Source organism: Rathayibacter sp. AY1C7 (genome assembly GCF_002931865.1).
Lineage (GTDB): Bacteria > Actinomycetota > Actinomycetes > Actinomycetales > Microbacteriaceae > Rathayibacter.
This window is the reverse complement of record NZ_PSWB01000002.1, coordinates 24,276-39,487: the sequence shown is the minus strand read 5'-3', so window position 1 is coordinate 39,487 and position 15,212 is coordinate 24,276. Positions and strand designations below refer to the sequence as shown.

The window sequence follows — 15,212 nt, the reverse complement described above, 5'->3', positions numbered from 1 at the left end:
CACAGGCGGGACGGCATCTCTAAGCAATACCGCTCTCTGGATTCTCAGCTGCCTGTCAGCCTCTGACATACTCCGCAGATGACCGAGTTCAACCCCGCCGTATTCCCCGGCTCCGCCCCCTCCGCTCCGAAGAAGACCGGCAACGGGCTGGGCCTCGCCTCCCTCATCATCGGAATCCTCGCGCTCATCGGCGCCCTTATCCCGATCGTCAACTACGCCTCGGGCTTCCTCGCCTTCATCGGACTCGTCCTCGGCATCATCGGCCTCTTCCTCAAGGGCCGCTCTCGCGGCACGGCCATCGCCGGCACCGTCCTCAACGTGATCGCGCTTGTCCTCTCGATCATTCTCGCCATCGTCTACACGGCCGGATTCGCGAGCGGCGTCTCGAACGCGATCGCCACCGCGCAGGCCGAGAGCTCCGAGGCCGCTGCCGTGCCGCGGACGCTCGTCTATGAGGTCACCGGCTCGGCTACCGCGGCCTCCATCACTTGGTCGACCTACGACGGAGGAACCTCCGGCTCCGAGCAGGCCACCGGTCAGGCGCTCCCCTTCACGAAGGAGCTGCAAGTCCAGACCGGAGGCGACTTCACCTTCCAGAGCTTCACGCTGACCGCCTCGAACGGCATCGATGACGAAGGCGAGATCAGCTGCCGAATTACCCTCGACGGCGAGGTCATCGCCGAGCAGACCAGCACCGGGGCCTTCGCGTCGGCGCTCTGCTCGGCGACCCCGGAGTAGCCGCCGTGCGTCAAGCCCTTTTCCCTGCAGCTCTCAGTGCGGCAATGCTCCTCCTGACTGCCTGCACGGCTTCCGCGCCCGCAGCAGCTCCGGCCGAGTCGACGACCCCTGCACCTGCGGCGCCCGCGACACCTGCGTTCGTCGAGCTCGACACCGCACAAGCGGCGTCCCGTTATCTCGATCTCGTCTGCCCCAACAACATCGCGATCAAGAATCTGAGCGACGCCTTCTCATCCGGCGAGGACGAGCTTCTGAACGGTGGCGACCCGGACCCTTCCGGCGTGCACGCCGCTGCGTCTGCTCGGCTCGATCTGACAAGACGGACACTCACGCTCCTGGACGACTCGTACTACCACTGGCCGAGCGATGTCTCCGAGCAGATCGCGACGATCCGCGGCTCCTACATCGCCGAGATGTCCACTCTCAACACGATGGCCAACTCGGCCGATTTCAGTGACGCCTACTACTCGACGTTCCCTGAGGCCACGACTGAACAGCAGAGCGCCGGACAAGAGGTCCGCTACGCGCTGGGCATCGATCCGGACACGGTCGCCAGCTGTGTCGGGCACGAGAACGGGATCGACGCTCTGACGTCCGAGAAGGAGCAGCGGGATGCCGGAGCGTAGCGCCTGATCGAGAGGCAGCGATCGGTGGGCGCGTGTTCCCGGAGACGGTCGAAAAGGGGACCGAGGGCTCCGACGCCGACCAGGCGACGTGTTCGCAAGCGGGAGCCCTCGTACTGACCGTCCGCCGCCGGCCCTCGCGCCGCTAGCCGGACCCCGCACGCAGAACGTCGGCCGAGAGCAGCCGCCCTCCACCCTCGGGGGACGGCGGGCACTCTCGGCCGACGTTCTGCGCGCGAGCGCGGGGACTACTTGCGGAACATCCGCGCCGTGGTCTCGAAGAGGCCCTTCACGGGGCGCTGCTGCTCGCCCTGCTGGGCGCCGAGGACGATGATGACGGCGGTCAGCACGGGGATGGCCCACTGGGTAACCTTCTGCACGCGGAGGGCCGTGGTCAGCTCCTGCGAGTTGTGCTCCGACGCCTCGGTCACGCCGGGGGCGCCCTCGTCGGCGTGCTTGGCCTGCGTCGCTCCGGCGACCGCGGCGATCACCGAGGCGGCACCGGCGAGCCCGGTCACGACGGTCTTGACGACGGTGTTCGTGCGGCTCTCCTGCTGGTTGGCCAGGCGGGTCTTGTTGGCGAGGACGAGACCGATGCCGCCGACGCCGTGGGCGGCGATCGCGGCGAGCTGCACAGGGGTCCAGCGGGCCCAGCCGTTCGAGGAGAGGCGGAGGCGCTCCGCCGGGTCGGACGAGGTGGACGCGGCGCCGTTCAGGCCGACGGCGCCCATGAGCGAGCCGCCGAACCAGGCGGCGGCTCCGAGGTCGTGGAGACTGCGGACGAGGGTGTTGCGGGAGGGCATGTGGGCCTCTTCTCTGCCGGCGGCGGACGCCGGCGGTGGTCGGCTGGTGCGGACTCCTCCGACGCTACGCGCGCCCTGGAACCGCGCACGGGGCTTGACCTCTCCCCCTCCGACACGCTCCGCTGGAGGTCACCGACCGACCCGGACCGACCGACCCGAGGAGCCCCGCGATGCCCACCGACGACGAGAAGCGGACGACCCGCGACGAGTTCCACGACGCCGTGAACATGACCGCGAAGGAGCTCGAGGAGTGGCTCGGCACCGACGAGTCGAAGGAGGTCGGCCAGAAGCCGGAGGGCGGCGGCGAGTCCGTCGGCCACGAGAGCGGGCGCCGCATCGTCGACCTGCTCGGCACGAAGCAGGCCGACCTGAGCGACGACGACTACGCCCACATGACGAAGGTCGTCGGCTACGTGCACCGGCACGCGAAGCAGCGTCCCTCGGGCGATGTCACCGAGACGAAGTGGCGCTACTCCCTGATGAACTGGGGCAACGACCCGCTGAAGGGCTGACCCGGTCCGAGAGCTGCGCTCAGCACATCCCGAAGAGGTTGCAGAGGGCGCCGCGGTCCTGGATCGACTCCATGCCGCCCGGCTTCTGCACCTTCGGCAGCTCGTAGGAGGCGGCGACCGTCTGCACGCCGGCGGACGAGGCGGCCTGCACGGGAGCGGCGGCAGGAGCAGCGGCGGGAGCGAGGACGGCTCCGAGGGCGAGTGCGGCGGCGGCGAGGATCGGGGCCATGGTCGTTCTCCTGTGATCGAGGGGTGCGATCGGCTCGACCGCTCCACCAGCATGGCGACGCCCCGTCGCACCGCTCCTGTACGAAAGACCAGTCCGCCCTTGTACGGAAGGCCGACGGGGCTCGGAGAAGGCTTCGGTACCCTGGTCCCGTGGTGGGGACGACGCGGTGGACGAACGACGTGCGGACGCTGCCCGGCGGCTGGATCACCCGGTCCCTCCTCCTCGGCTCCTTCACGCTCCTCGTCGTCATCGACCTGATGGGCGGCAGCGTCGACCTCACGTCGGTCCGCGGCTGGATCGAGCTGGCGCTCCCCTACCTGCCGCTCCTGGCGCTGCTCGCCGGCGCGATCCCCGCGGCGGTCTCGCTCTACCTCGTCTACGCCGTCGTCCTGATGCTCGGCGCCCCGCCGCTGCTGCTCGCGGCGCTGATCTTCCCGACCATCGTGGTGGTCGGCTTCGTCACCTTCCTCCTCCCCTGGCGCGCGGGGCTCGTCTTCGTGCTCGGCACCCTCGTCCTCCTGCCCGCGGTGCTGCTCGTCGACCGCGCCATGGGCACGGCCGTCTACGTCCTGGGCGCGTTCGTCCTCTTCGGCGGCACCGCCGGGCTGGGCCTGAACGCCTTCCGGGGCCGCAGCGAGCGGAGCGAGCGCCGGGCCGACCGCATCCAGGAGGAGCAGGCGCGGATCCGCAACGAGGAGCGGACCCGGCTCGCGCACGAGCTGCACGACATCGTCGCGCACGAGGTCACCATCATCGCCATGCAGGCCCGCCGCGCGACCTCGGTCGAGGACCCGGCCAAGACCGAGCGCATCCTCGAGAGCATCGGCGACGCGGCGCAGCAGGCGCTGCAGGATCTGCGGAGCCTCGTGACGCTCCTCCAGGACGAGGACGAGGCAGGCGCTCCCGCCCGCGGCGACTCCGACCTGCTCGGGACCCCGGAGGTCTCGGGCGCCACGACCACCGCTGTCGGCTTCGTCCACGACGTGCGGAACGTCGCCGACGCGATCGAGCGCGCGGGCTTCCGGGTCCGCCTCGACGTGGCGGGCTCCGTGGCGCAGGTGCCCGCGAGCCTCCGCCAGGTGCTGCGGCGCACGGTCCGGGAGCTGGGCACGAACGTGCTCAAGCACGGCGACACCGCCGGTGAGGTCCAGCTCCGGCTCGAGGTGTCGGGGGGCGAGGTGCAGCTGAGCTCCTCCAACGCGATCGCCTCCGCGGCTCCGATCGTCTCCTCGCACCTCGGGATCGAGGCGATGTCGGCCCGCTGCGCCGTCTTCGGCGGGCGGCTGGACGCGGGAGCCCGCGGCGGCCGCTGGACCACGACCATGACCATCCCCCTCGAGGGCCGGGCGTCCGGTGCGCTCGTCGCGGGGGCGACCGACGAAGGACGAGAGCGATGACCCGCGTGCTGCTGGTGGACGACGAATCGATGACCCGCGAGATCCTCCGCGACTACCTCTCGCAGGACCCGGCGATCGAGGTGGTGGGCGAGGCCTCCGACGGGAGGATCGCGGTGCAGCAGGCGGCGACGCTCCAGCCCGACCTGATCCTGATGGACATGCAGATGCCGGTCATGAACGGCGTCGCCGCGACCGAGCGGATCCACGCCGAGCACCCGGGCATCGCGATCCTCGGGCTCAGCACGTTCACCACGGACCGCTACGTCGTCGACCTGCTCCGCGCGGGCGCCTCCGGCTACCTGGTCAAGGACACGAAGCCGCGGGAGATCATCGCGGCGGTGCACGCGGTGCTCGCGGGCGAGTCCGTGCTCTCCGCCGAGGTCACGCGCCACGTGGTGAAGGGGCTCGAGGAGTCGGTGCCGGCGGAGACGGTGCCGGACCCCGATCTGCTCGAGGCGCTCACCGAGAAGGAGCTCGAGGTGATCCGCCTGCTCGCCCGCGGGATGAGCAACCGCGAGATGGCGCAGGAGCTGTTCGTCACCGAGTCGACCGTGAAGGCGCGGTTCGTGAAGGTGATGGAGAAGCTGGGCGTGCGCGACCGGGTGCAGATCCTGGTCTCGGCGATCGAGCACGGGCTCGTCGACCTGGGGACGCGTCCCGGCCGGAGCTGATCGAGCCCGCCGGATTCAGCCCCAGCCGACCACGTCGGCGACGGGCCGCACGAGCCCCGCGACCGCCCGCTCGAGCGCACTCTCGTCGACCGCGGCGAGCGCCGGCTCCGGATCGAGCACCAGGGCGCCGCCCCAGCCCATCACCTCGTACTCCACCAGGGTGCGCGCGAGCGTCTCGGGCGACCGCCAGGCGCGGAGGAGGTTCGCCCGCGCGAACGCGTGCGCGGCGCGTGCTCCCTCCCCGTGCGCGGCGCGGCCGTCGAGGACGGTGCGCAGCACGGTCTCGAGGGTCGGGATGCCCTGGCCGGCCGGGGAGACGACCTGCCAGGTGAGGGAGGGGCGGCTCGAGCGCAGGCCCCGCGCGACCTGGGCGACCGCATCGCCGCCGGCGGAGCGCAGTGCGGCGGGGACGAGCGGTTCGGCCCCCGCGGTGAGGCGGCACAGCGCCAGGAATGTCGCGGCGTGGCCGACCTCGCCGGACGGGTCCGCGCCGGTGACGATCGTGCTCTCGTAGCCCTGCTCGCGGGACTGGTGCAGAGCGCTCGGCAGCGGAGCCGCGGCGGGCACGGAGACGGGCCGGGACGTCTCGCAGACGGCGCGTTCGGGCCCGACCACGGCGAGCACCGGATCCCCGGCTCCCTGGGCGCGCTCGAGCGTCAGGGCGGTCCAGGCCGCGGCGCCCTCCGGAGGGAGCACCGCGGTGAGGCTCTGCGCCCCGGCCGTCGCCGTCCACGCGAGCGAGACCGCTCCGGGGGGAACGGCCGATCGGAGGCGGGCAGCGCGGTCGGGCCCGTCGTCTCCGGCCGGGTCGCGCCAGCCGAGGGCGACGACGGCGAAGCGGGAGCGCTCGTCGACGACGGCGAGCGGGGGTGCGGCGGTCATGGGCTCCTCCTTCCGGGACGGGTGGAGGCGGCGGGAACGCCCAGTGCGGCGAAGGGCTGCTCGGCGAGGCGGGTCGCGGCGTCCGCGAGCAGCGGGCGCGGCGGCCGCGCGGCGAGGGAGTCGACGAGCTCGCCCGCGAAGCCGGGCGCACCGCGCAGCAGGGCATCCCGGGCGACGGTGCGGGCCAGACGCTCGTCGTCGTGCACCAGCCGCTCCGCACGCAGCACCGCGCGGTGCCGGGCGTGCTCGAGGGCGGAGTCGTCGCTCACCGCGAGGGCGCGGAGGCGGTGCCACGGATCGACGGGCACGGCGGTGTCGTCGACCAGCACGAAGAGGTCGTCGGCGACGGTGTCGCCCGGGCCGAAGAGTCCGGCGCTCGCGTCGAGTCCGGCCTGCGCAGCGAGCGCCTCGGCGGCGATCAGGTCGCCGAGCAGCTCGTCGGAGACGCGGGTCGACGGCGCGGCGGCGGTCGCGGCGAGCCGGCGGGCGGCGGGCTCGGCGCGGTACTCGGGGCGGGCCGTCCCAGGTGGGACGGCGACCGGTCCTGCCGCGCGATCGGGCGTCTCCGCGAGGGCCGCGACCAGGCGGTCCAGGAGCCGGGCGGGGTCGTCGGCCGTGACGCCGACCAGCACGGAGCCGGCCGGGCGGTAGTGGCGCCTGTGCAGCGCGCGCAGGACGGGCTCGGTCGCGCGGCCCTCGAGGTCGAGGTCGCCGCTGCCGTCGTGCGCGTTCGGGGCGTCGGCCCAGTAGCGGGCGGTCAGGTGCGGCCACGGCAGCACGCCGCCCGGAGCGGGGGCGAGGCGCGCGGCCCGCTCAGAGGCGACCGCGCGGATCTGCTCCGCGATCTGCTCCGGCCGGAAGGCGGGGCGGAAGACCTGCTCGACGAGCCGCTCCGCGATCACGGCGGCCGACCCGGGAGAACCCGTCTCGAAGAACTCGGAGTAGTCGAGGTGCGTGTGACCGCCGAGGACGCCGCCGCTCTCGGCGACGCGGGTCTGCCGGACGAGACCGGCGACCCCCTCACTGTCCTGGTAGACGAGGTGCTCGATCAGGTGCAGCATCCCCTCCTCGCCGTCGCGCTCGTGGCGCATGCCGGCGGGCACGGCGAGGGCGACCGAGTCGTTGCGGACCTCCGGCCGGTGCACGACGAGCGCGCGGGCGCCGGAGGGCAGGGCGGCGGACAGGGTCGGGACGTCGCGGGCGCTCATTCCGCCCGCTCCCCCAGCTGTGCGGCGGACAGGCGCAGCAGCAGCCGCGCCTGATCGCTGCTGGCGCCCCCGGAGCGGTGCCAGTCGACGGCGTGCTGGGCCAGCCGGAACGCGGTGCCGACGCGCAGCAGCTCGGCGTCGTGGTCCTCCTCGAGCGAGAGTCCGCGGCGGAGCACGTCGAGGGCCGGGCGGAGCGCGGGGTGGAAGGCGTGCAGCTCTGCGAGCTCCCCGAGCACCCAGGCGGCGTCCCAGACCGGGTCGGCGAGCCCGACGTCCTCGCCCGTGAGCAGAGCGACGCGGGTCCCGTCGACGACGAGGTGGGCGAGGCCGGGGTGGCCGTGGACCACGACCGCGGCCGGCGAGGCGACGACCGCCTCCGCCCAGTCGGCGAGCTCGAGGAGACCGCCGGCGCCGAGCTCCTCGGCGGCGGGCGCCCAGCCACCGGCGAGCCAGCCGCGGGCGCGCTGCAGCGGACGCGGAGGGAGCGGCTCCCCGGCGGGCCGGGCGCCGTGGAGCGCGTCCAGCGCGCCCTTCCACTCGCGGCCGACGGAGACGAGCGCCTCCTCCGACAGCTCGTGGAGGAGCGCGGGCAGCAGGGCGCGGGCGGTGGTGCGGTAGCGGCGGATCGACGGGTCGGCGCCTCCCGGCACGATCCGGGGATCGGGCGCTGCGAGGCGGACGGGCACCGGCGAGAACGGCAGCGGCGCCTGCTCTCCGAGGCGGCGGGTCCAGACGGTGGTCCCGTCGGGTCCTTCCGAGAGCTCGGTGACGAGCAGCCCGGTGACGAGGGCCCGCGGAGGGGCGGTGGTGCTCACGCCGACCTCGCCTCCTCCGCCGCCGCCGGTGCCCTGCGCAGCGACTCCAGGTGGCGCAGCACCGCGGGGAACGCGGGCGGCACCCAGGCGAGCGCCGTGTCGCTGGACTCGCTCGGCCCGGGCACGGGGTCGATGACGGTGAAGTTGGCCGGCTCGCGCAGCAGCGCGAGGGTGGACTCGACGACCGGGTTGCCGAGCGCCCGCGGCGGCAGCGACGGAGCGATGCACACCGGCGCCTCCGTCGTGAGGGCCGCGAGCAGCGACGGGGAGTCGGTGATGCCGTGCGCGAGGCGCGAGGCGTAGTCGAGGGTGGCCGGGTAGATCAGGATGAGGTCGGCCCACTCGGCGAGGTCGACGTGGGCGACGACGATCTCGTCGTCCCAGCGGTCGTCCTGGATCCGGCCGCGCAGTCGCGACTCCAGGTTGTGCCGGGTGGTGAAGCGGTAGGCCGAGTCGCGGACGAGCACGCGGAACTCGGTCGCCGGAGCGGCGGCGCGCGCCCACTGGATCCAGTAGGGCATGACCTGGGTCATGGCGGAGCCGGTCAGGACGAGGGCCACCCGGGAGTAGCCGAAGCGGCCGAGCGAGAGGTCGGAGAGTGCGGCGCTCTGCGCACCGGGCGGGGTGGTCATGGCGGTCTCCTCAGAGGGCGGCGGGCGGGAACGGGCGGACGGCGCGAGCGGACGGCACGCGCCCGGGAGGGGCCGGGGCGACGCGGTCGAGGACCGGTCGCCCCGTGCCCGTCAGCACCCTGCGGTGAGGGTGACGCCGATGATGACGCCGGCGCAGAACGGGGTGGTGGCGGGCGCCTCGGAGGCGGCGTCGGTGCCGATCTCGTCGGCGGCGGTGAAGGTGTCGTGGGCGGTGGCGAGCTCGGCGAGGTCGGCGGACTGGACGGTCTGGGCGGTGATGGTCGACATGGTGTTCTCCTTGGATGAGTGGTGGCGGCGGATCCGCCGGGTCGTGCGGGGAGTGGTGCGGGTGGTCCGGCCGGAGGGCCGGGGAGCGGGTGCTGCGGGAGCACCCGGGCGGGAGGAGGGCCGGGTCAGCAGCCCGCGCCGAGGGTGGCGCCGACGATGATGCCGACGCACAGGGGCGTGGTGGCGGGCGCCTCGGTCGCGGCGTCCGAGCCGAGCTCGTCGACGGTGGCGAAGGTGTCGTGCGCTCCCGCGAGGGCGGTGAGGTCGGCGGACTGGGCGTCGGTGGAGATGGTGGTCATGATGTGTCCCTTTCGTGGAGTACCTCGGGCTGAGGTGGTGGTCCCCTCGGGATCGAGGGGAGGTTCGTGGGGCCCTAGCGGGCGGTGAGTCCCGGGCGGTCCGGGTCGATGCGCGCGGCGCGGGCGGCGTCGGCCCAGGCGTCGGCGGCGGGGATCGTCTCGGCCGAGGAGCGCAGGAGCGCTTCGGCGAGGACGCGGGAGCGGTGCTGGCCGAAGCTCAGTCCGCGGTAGGAGGAGCGCTCGTCGGCCGGGTCCTCGGCGTAGGCGAGGCCGTCGGCGAGCCTCTCGGCGAAGGCCGAGACGGCGGTGCGGGGCGAGGGCCGGGCATCGAGCAGCGGAGTGATCCTCCGGGCGACGTCGTCGGCGGAGTCGGCGGGCAGGTAGACGACGAGGGCGTCGGAGCGGGGGAAGGCCCGCGGGTCCGAGAGCGCCTTGGCCTGGTGGCGGGCTCCGGAGGCGGCGAGCGCCTCCAGGAGCGGGCCCCACAGGGCGAGCGCGTCCTCCGCCGAGTCGGCGACGAGCGAGAGGCGCACGACCCGGTCGGCGGGATCGAGTCCCATCGGGCCGAGGGCGAGGAGGTAGCCGGGAGTGGTGCGGGTGCGCCAGCTCGGCAGCCGGACGCCGGCGACGGCCCCGTCGGCGGAGCGGACGAGATCGACCTCGGGCACGAGGACCCGGACGCGGCCCAGCTCGACGACCCGGCGCTCCTCCCCCTGCACAGTGGCGGAGCCGAGCACCCCGGAGGGAGCGGGCTGCAGGACCGTGCGGTGCGGGATCGCGTCGATCAGCCGGGGGGCGAGGTCCTGGCCGTCGCCTCCGGCGGTCTCGCCGAGCAGCGGGTTCCGGAGGTGCAGGTGGGTGTAGAGGGTGGCGGCGAGTCGGGCCCGCAGCTCGATCGGCCCGGTGGCCTCGATCACGGTCCCGTCGACCTCGGCCCGCAGCCGGGCGGCGTCGACGCTGATCACGGCCTCGTCGAGGACGGAGCGGGTGGTGAGGGCGGTCATCGCGGGCTCCTGTCGAATCCGAGGGCGGTGGAGTAGGCGGAGGGGGCGAGCAGGACGCGGCGGCCGATGCCGGCGGCGGCCCGCTCGATCCCGGGGAGGCGGGAGACCATCGAGGCCCGGGCGAGGGTGCGGTCGACGAGGTGCCAGCCCAGGTGGGCGGTGGCGCGGACGGCGAGGGCGTCGTCCGCGCCGGCGGTCTCGGCGGCGTAGGCGAGCCACATCCGCCGGATCCTCGGGACCAGTGCCGCCATCCGCTCCGCGATGCGGGCGTCCGCGGCCGCGGTGTCGAAGGCGAGGGGAGGAGCGGAGGCGCCCTCCCGGGTGGTCACGGTGTCGAGCACCGCGCGGTGGATCCACTCCCCCGCCAGCGTGCCGAGGTCGCGGGCCGGATCCCCGATCCCGAACTCCTCCCAGTCGAGCAGCTGGAGGCGCCCGTCGCGGAGGTGGAACTGGTCGAGGCGGAGGTCGCCGTGGATCGGAGCCGTGCGGTTGCCGCTCTCCCACTCGCGGAGATCCTCCGTGGCCGAGACGAGCTGCTCGTCGTGCTGCAGGTCGCCCCAGAAGGCGAGCTCGGCGAGGGTGAGGTCGACGTAGCGGGTGTGCGGGATGCCGACGCGCAGCATCTCGACGGGAGGGCTGGGGTGCGAGGTCGCGGTGAGGCCCGCCACCGGGCCGGCGTGCAGCCGGGCCAGGAGCCGGCCGGCCTGTTCGGGGAAGTCCGCGGGGACGCGCTCCTCCACGAGCAGGAGGGCCAGGCTGGTGCCGGGGCAGTGCTCGAACACCAGCAGGGAGTCGTCCTCGTCGGCCGCCAGCAGGCGGGGTCCGGCCGGGGCGTGCTCGGGGCTCCGGGCGGCGAAGCCGGCGAAGTCCCTGGAGCGGCGGAAGGCCGCGGGGCCCGCCGTCCGGGGCGAGACGTGCTTGACGAAGACGCGGGCGCCGTCGTCGAGGGTCATCGTCCACGACGCGTTCCGGCCGGCGAAGGCGGGGCGGTCGATCGCGGCGACGCGGTGGCGTCCGCCGCCGAGCAGCCGCTCGGTCGAGGCCGCCGCCCGGAGGGCCGCCGGATCCGCGGGGCGGTGCCCGGGGGTCGCGGGGCGGAGCCCGGGAGTCGCGAGGAGAGTCACGATCGTGTCCTTCGGTCGGTCGAGCGGATCAGAAGAGGTAGGTGACGACGAGGTAGGCGCCGCCCGCTCCCCCGACGAGGAGGGCGGTGTTGACGAGCAGCTTCTTGAGGGGCGAGGGGCGGGTCGAGGCGGTGCGCGAGGTGGTCATGGTGGTGTCCTTCCGAGGGGTGGTGGTGGTGGATATCGGGAGCCGGGCCTAGGAGGCGTCGGCGGCCTTGAGGGAGGCGCGGAGCGAGACGCGGGAGCCGGTGCGGAGCGCGTTGTTGCGGTAGACGCGGACGACCAGGCGGAACAGCAGCGGCACCGTGATCGCGGCGACGACGGCGGCGATCACCATCTCGGGGGTGCCGACCGAGTCGAGGCCGAAGCGCATCGGCATCAGGTAGGAGGAGAAGAGGGGGACGAAGGAGAGCGCGTGCACCCAGGCCTCGTCGAGGTTCGCCGGCACCACGTAGAGCGCGATGATCAGCAGCGCCATCTGCACGACGGAGAGCGGCATGGCGGCGGTGCCCAGGTCCTCCTGCCTCGACACGGTCGAGGCGAGCAGGGTGCTGAGGAGCGCGAAGAGCACGTAGCCCTGCAGGAACCAGACGAGGAACCAGACCAGGCTCGGGCCGAGCTCGATCTCGAGGACCGACCACCCGCCGACCACGCTGAACCCGCCGACGACGGCGCCGCCGATCACGAGCAGCTGGGCCAGGGTCACCAGGCCGACGCCGATCATCTTCCCGGCGAGCAGCGGGGCGACGCCGATCTTCGTCAGCAGGATCTCGACGATCCGGGACGACTTCTCCTCGACCACCCCCGAGGCCAGACTCGACGAGGAGTAGACCATCGCGGCGAGCAGGGCGCTGATCATCGCGGTCGCGAACAGGATCCGGGTGTCGAGGATCACGGTCCCCGCCTCCCTCGTCGCGTCGACCAGGAACCAGCCGCCGATCCCGGCGCCGAGGCCGGCGATCGCGGCCAGCGCGAGGGTCGCGGTGAGGATCGTGCGGTTCCCGGTGCGGGTCAGGATCTCGCGGCGGACGATCGTCGCGGCTCCCCGGGCCGGCGTCGGAGGAGCGGAGCTCTCGGCGGTCCGCGCGTGGGCGGCGCGGGGGTGCGTGGTGGTCATCGTCCTGCTCCTTGGATCTCGAGGCGGCGCTCGGCCGCAGGGGTGGAGGCGGCGGTGAGCCGCTCGGACAGCAGCTCGGTCAGCGAGCGCTGCGCGGTGCGGATGCTCCGGAGGCCGCCGTGGCGGGTGAGGGTCGCGAGCACCTGCTCGGGGACGTCCCGGCCGCTGCCCTCGATCGAGACGAGCAGCGACTCCGGCTCACCGGGGACCGGCTCGGCCGACAGTCCCGGTGTGACGCCGAGCTCGGCGACGAGCCGGTCGTCCAGGGGGCGGGAGAACTGCAGCTGCCAGCGGCTGCGGCCGTCGTCCTGCAGCTCGGCCACCGCTCCGCTCGCGGTCACACGGCCGGAGTCGAGCACGCAGACGGTGTCGCAGAGGCGCTCGACCAGGTCGAGCTGGTGGGAGGAGAAGAGCACGCCGACGCCGCGGGCGGACTGCTGCCGGATCAGGCCGGCCATCGTCTCCACGGCGACCGGGTCGAGCCCCGAGAAGGGCTCGTCCAGCACCAGGAGCGACGGATCGCCCACCAGGGACACGGCCAGCTGCACGCGCTGCTGGTTGCCGAGCGAGAGGTCCTGCACCAGCGTGTCGGCCCGCTCGGCCAGGCCCAGCGCGTCGATCACCTCCTCGGCGGTCTCACGGGCTCCCCGGGCGTCGTGCCCCTCGAGCAGAGCGAAGTGGATCACCTGCTCGCGGACCCGCATCTGCGGGTAGAGGCCGCGCTCCTCCGGCATGTAGCCGATCGAGCGGCGGTCCTCGGCGGTGATCGGCGCGCCGTCCCAGGTGATGGTCCCCGTGTCGGGGGTGAGCAGGCCCAGGATCAGCCGCATCGTCGTGGTCTTGCCGGCGCCGTTGCCGCCGATGAAGCCGACGATCTCGCCGCGGCCCACGGACAGGTCCACGTCGTGCAGGACCCGGTGGCCGCCGAATGCACGGCTCACGCCGCTGAGCTGAAGCCCTCGCATGTCATCTCCTCGAAGTCGTTTCTCTTGACTCCTCAGACGCTACGGACGCTCTCGCGACGGGCTCCTGTACTTCGGTACAGCGCCGAGGTGGCCGAAAGTGCAGGTCCCGCATCACCGGACGTGCAGGTCCCGAGGCGGCCGCGCGTGCAGGTCCGGGGGCGGCCCGGGTGCGGGCCGCCTGCGTCCCGAGCACGACGGACGCCCCCGTGCTCGTCCGGTCGGCGACCGGAGCGCACAGGGGCGTCCGTGGAGGAGGAGGGGCGGGGTCAGGCCGTCGCGCAGCTCCCGTCGACCTCGCCGATGACGCCGTCCGTCACCGACACGACCGCGCAGTTCGGGTAGCCCCGCTGCGGCCGGTGCGCGGGGTCGAGCGCACGGAGGATGCTCCCGAGCACCGCTCCGTGCGTCACGACCAGCACGTCCCCGTGCTCCGCCGCCGGCGCGAACCGCGCGATCGCGGCCTCCACGCGGGCGCGCACGGTGGCACCGCTGTCGGCCCGGCCGGAGGGGTCGTGGCGGTGGATCGCGTCGAGCACCGAGTCGAGACCGGCGTCGGTCATCCGCGGCCAGTCGGCGGAGGAGGGCACGTAGGAGTAGCCGTGATCGGCGAACACCGGCTCCCAGAGCGAGGCGTTCGGCTGCCCCTCGAAGGCGCCGAAGTGCCACTCGCGGAGCTCGACCATCGGCTCGGCCTCGAGCGACGGGTGCCCGGCGAGCGCCGCCGCCGCCGTGGTGCGGGTGCGGGTGAGGTCGCTCGTGAACGCCGCGACGAGCGGCACCTCGCGCATCCGCTCGCCGAGGGCCGCCGCCTGGCGCTCGCCGCGCTCGGTCAGGGGCGAGTCGCACCAGCCCTGCAGCTGGCCGGCGACGTTGAAGAGGGTCTCGGCGTGGCGGACGAGGTGGATCGTGCCGCTCACGGGCGCTCGCTCGCGGGCGTCGTCGGGCGGGCGGGGGTGGCGCGGTGCATGCGGTTCTCCGGGGTCAGCGCGCTACTCCGGAGCGGCGCGCGCGATGTGGAGGGCCAGGAAGGCGACCTCCTCGTTGGGCAGGGCGGCCTGGTACTCGGCCGCCACGAAGGAGCGGACCCGCTCGGCGGAGGCGATCGCGCGCGGGTAGCGGGCGCTGAGGCTGGTGAAGAGGAAGTCGTCCTCGCTCTCGAGCAGGCCGCCCGAGAAGAAGCGCTCGGCGAAGTACTGCAGGTGCGCCACGAAGCGGGCGGAGCGGAGGTCGTCGCGGTCGAGCGCGGCTCCGCTGGAGTGCTGGATGATCGCGGTCACCGAGCGGATGAGCTGCACGATCCGGAGCGAGTCGATCCCGACCTTGCCGAGCTCCGCGTTGGCGAGGTGGAACGCGACGTTCGCGGCCTCGTCGGCGGGCAGCTCCACGTCCAGGCGCTCGCGCATCCGCTCGACCGCCCGCTCCCCCACCGCGTACTGCACGGGGTAGACCGTCCGCATCTCCCAGGCCAGCCGGTTGGCGACCGAGAGCCCGCGCCGCTGCCGCTCCACCGCGAAGTGCAGGTGGTCGGTGAGCGCGAGGTACACGTGGGGGTCGAGCTTCAGCCCCTGCTCCTCCGCGTCGGCGACGACCGCGCGGGTGAGCTCGACGAACTCCGGCGGGATCTGCGCCAGGAGCTCGACGAGGTTGCGCTGATCCGAGTCGTCCAGCGCCACGAACACCTGGTCGACGCTCGAGGACTCGATCGCCTCGCCGGCCTTCGCTCCGAAGCCGATCCCCCTGCCCAGGAGCACGCGCTCGACGCCGCGCTCGTCGACGACGAGGACGACGCTCGAGTTGAGCACCTTCTTGATGGTCTGCATGCGTGTCTCCGTCGACGGCCGCGTCAGGGCTGGGGTGGGGGTGGCGGGGCCTCTGCCCGGAGAGCCGGACGGCGCCTCCGGGCAG

General features: G+C 73.7%; 19 protein-coding genes. 5 read left to right on the top strand and 14 right to left on the bottom strand.

Features of this window, described 5'->3' with window-relative positions:
- The first annotated feature begins 78 nt into the window (after positions 1–78).
- Positions 79–738 (top strand): MmpS family transport accessory protein, encoded by a 660-nt coding sequence (locus tag C5C69_RS01155; RefSeq protein ID WP_104233472.1) that lies wholly within the window; start codon positions 79–81, stop codon positions 736–738.
- A 44-nt stretch (positions 739–782) separates the two neighbouring features.
- Positions 783–1,364 carry a hypothetical protein gene (locus C5C69_RS01150; RefSeq protein WP_104257117.1) on the top strand — a complete coding sequence of 194 codons (582 nt, stop codon included), beginning with the start codon at positions 783–785 and terminating at the stop codon, positions 1,362–1,364.
- A gap of 245 nt (positions 1,365–1,609) precedes the next feature.
- On the opposite strand, the gene C5C69_RS01145 is transcribed toward C5C69_RS01150, so the two are convergent.
- On the bottom strand, positions 1,610–2,164 hold the full coding sequence (locus tag C5C69_RS01145) for a hypothetical protein (RefSeq protein ID WP_104225963.1): 555 nt from the start codon (positions 2,162–2,164) through the stop codon (positions 1,610–1,612).
- Between the two features lie 170 nt (positions 2,165–2,334).
- On the opposite strand from C5C69_RS01145, the gene C5C69_RS01140 reads away from it, so the two are divergent.
- Positions 2,335–2,676 (top strand): DUF3140 domain-containing protein, encoded by a 342-nt coding sequence (locus C5C69_RS01140; protein ID WP_104246984.1) that lies wholly within the window; start codon positions 2,335–2,337, stop codon positions 2,674–2,676.
- 19 nt (positions 2,677–2,695) lie between these two features.
- On the opposite strand, the gene C5C69_RS01135 is transcribed toward C5C69_RS01140, so the two are convergent.
- Complete coding sequence (locus tag C5C69_RS01135) at positions 2,696–2,905, bottom strand: hypothetical protein (RefSeq protein ID WP_104225965.1); 210 nt, start codon at positions 2,903–2,905, stop codon at positions 2,696–2,698.
- A gap of 149 nt (positions 2,906–3,054) precedes the next feature.
- Between C5C69_RS01135 and C5C69_RS01130 the strand changes: the two genes are divergently transcribed.
- Together C5C69_RS01130 and C5C69_RS01125 are read left to right on the top strand one after the other, a co-directional pair.
- Positions 3,055–4,302, top strand: a complete 1,248-nt coding sequence (locus C5C69_RS01130) for a sensor histidine kinase (protein WP_258059356.1) — start codon at positions 3,055–3,057, stop codon at positions 4,300–4,302.
- Positions 4,299–4,973 (top strand): response regulator transcription factor, encoded by a 675-nt coding sequence (locus C5C69_RS01125; RefSeq protein WP_104225096.1) that lies wholly within the window; start codon positions 4,299–4,301, stop codon positions 4,971–4,973. The genes C5C69_RS01130 and C5C69_RS01125 overlap by 4 nt, the downstream gene beginning before the upstream one ends.
- 15 nt (positions 4,974–4,988) lie before the next feature.
- On the opposite strand, the gene C5C69_RS01120 is transcribed toward C5C69_RS01125, so the two are convergent.
- The 12 genes from C5C69_RS01120 to C5C69_RS01075 form a co-directional block, all read right to left on the bottom strand.
- On the bottom strand, positions 4,989–5,855 hold the full coding sequence (locus C5C69_RS01120) for a hypothetical protein (RefSeq protein WP_104225097.1): 867 nt from the start codon (positions 5,853–5,855) through the stop codon (positions 4,989–4,991).
- Positions 5,852–7,063: a pitrilysin family protein gene (locus C5C69_RS01115; RefSeq protein WP_104257116.1), complete on the bottom strand. Its 1,212-nt coding sequence runs from the start codon at positions 7,061–7,063 to the stop codon at positions 5,852–5,854. The genes C5C69_RS01120 and C5C69_RS01115 overlap by 4 nt, the downstream gene beginning before the upstream one ends.
- Positions 7,060–7,878, bottom strand: coding sequence for a hypothetical protein (locus tag C5C69_RS01110; protein ID WP_104257115.1), 819 nt, complete (start codon positions 7,876–7,878; stop codon positions 7,060–7,062). Before C5C69_RS01110 ends, C5C69_RS01115 begins: the two co-directional genes overlap by 4 nt.
- Positions 7,875–8,510: a flavoprotein gene (locus C5C69_RS01105; RefSeq protein WP_104257114.1), complete on the bottom strand. Its 636-nt coding sequence runs from the start codon at positions 8,508–8,510 to the stop codon at positions 7,875–7,877. Before C5C69_RS01105 ends, C5C69_RS01110 begins: the two co-directional genes overlap by 4 nt.
- Before the next feature lie 111 nt (positions 8,511–8,621).
- On the bottom strand, positions 8,622–8,798 hold the full coding sequence (locus C5C69_RS16800) for a hypothetical protein (RefSeq protein ID WP_181027123.1): 177 nt from the start codon (positions 8,796–8,798) through the stop codon (positions 8,622–8,624).
- Positions 8,799–8,923: 125 nt separating this feature from the next.
- Positions 8,924–9,097 carry a hypothetical protein gene (locus C5C69_RS16795; protein WP_181027122.1) on the bottom strand — a complete coding sequence of 58 codons (174 nt, stop codon included), beginning with the start codon at positions 9,095–9,097 and terminating at the stop codon, positions 8,924–8,926.
- Positions 9,098–9,171: 74 nt separating this feature from the next.
- Positions 9,172–10,101, bottom strand: a complete 930-nt coding sequence (locus tag C5C69_RS01100) for a T3SS effector HopA1 family protein (RefSeq protein ID WP_104237819.1) — start codon at positions 10,099–10,101, stop codon at positions 9,172–9,174.
- Positions 10,098–11,225, bottom strand: coding sequence for a class V lanthionine synthetase subunit LxmK (gene lxmK, locus C5C69_RS01095; RefSeq protein ID WP_258059357.1), 1,128 nt, complete (start codon positions 11,223–11,225; stop codon positions 10,098–10,100). Before lxmK ends, C5C69_RS01100 begins: the two co-directional genes overlap by 4 nt.
- Positions 11,226–11,421: 196 nt before the next feature.
- On the bottom strand, positions 11,422–12,342 hold the full coding sequence (locus tag C5C69_RS01090) for an ABC transporter permease (RefSeq protein ID WP_104257113.1): 921 nt from the start codon (positions 12,340–12,342) through the stop codon (positions 11,422–11,424).
- Positions 12,339–13,283 (bottom strand): ABC transporter ATP-binding protein, encoded by a 945-nt coding sequence (locus C5C69_RS01085; RefSeq protein WP_258063731.1) that lies wholly within the window; start codon positions 13,281–13,283, stop codon positions 12,339–12,341. The genes C5C69_RS01090 and C5C69_RS01085 overlap by 4 nt, the downstream gene beginning before the upstream one ends.
- Before the next feature lie 290 nt (positions 13,284–13,573).
- Entirely contained in the window at positions 13,574–14,224 is a 651-nt protein-coding gene (locus C5C69_RS01080) for a histidine phosphatase family protein (RefSeq protein ID WP_104246978.1), read from the bottom strand.
- A gap of 72 nt (positions 14,225–14,296) precedes the next feature.
- Positions 14,297–15,127 (bottom strand): PRD domain-containing protein, encoded by an 831-nt coding sequence (locus tag C5C69_RS01075; protein ID WP_104257111.1) that lies wholly within the window; start codon positions 15,125–15,127, stop codon positions 14,297–14,299.
- Positions 15,128–15,212: the final 85 nt, after the last annotated feature.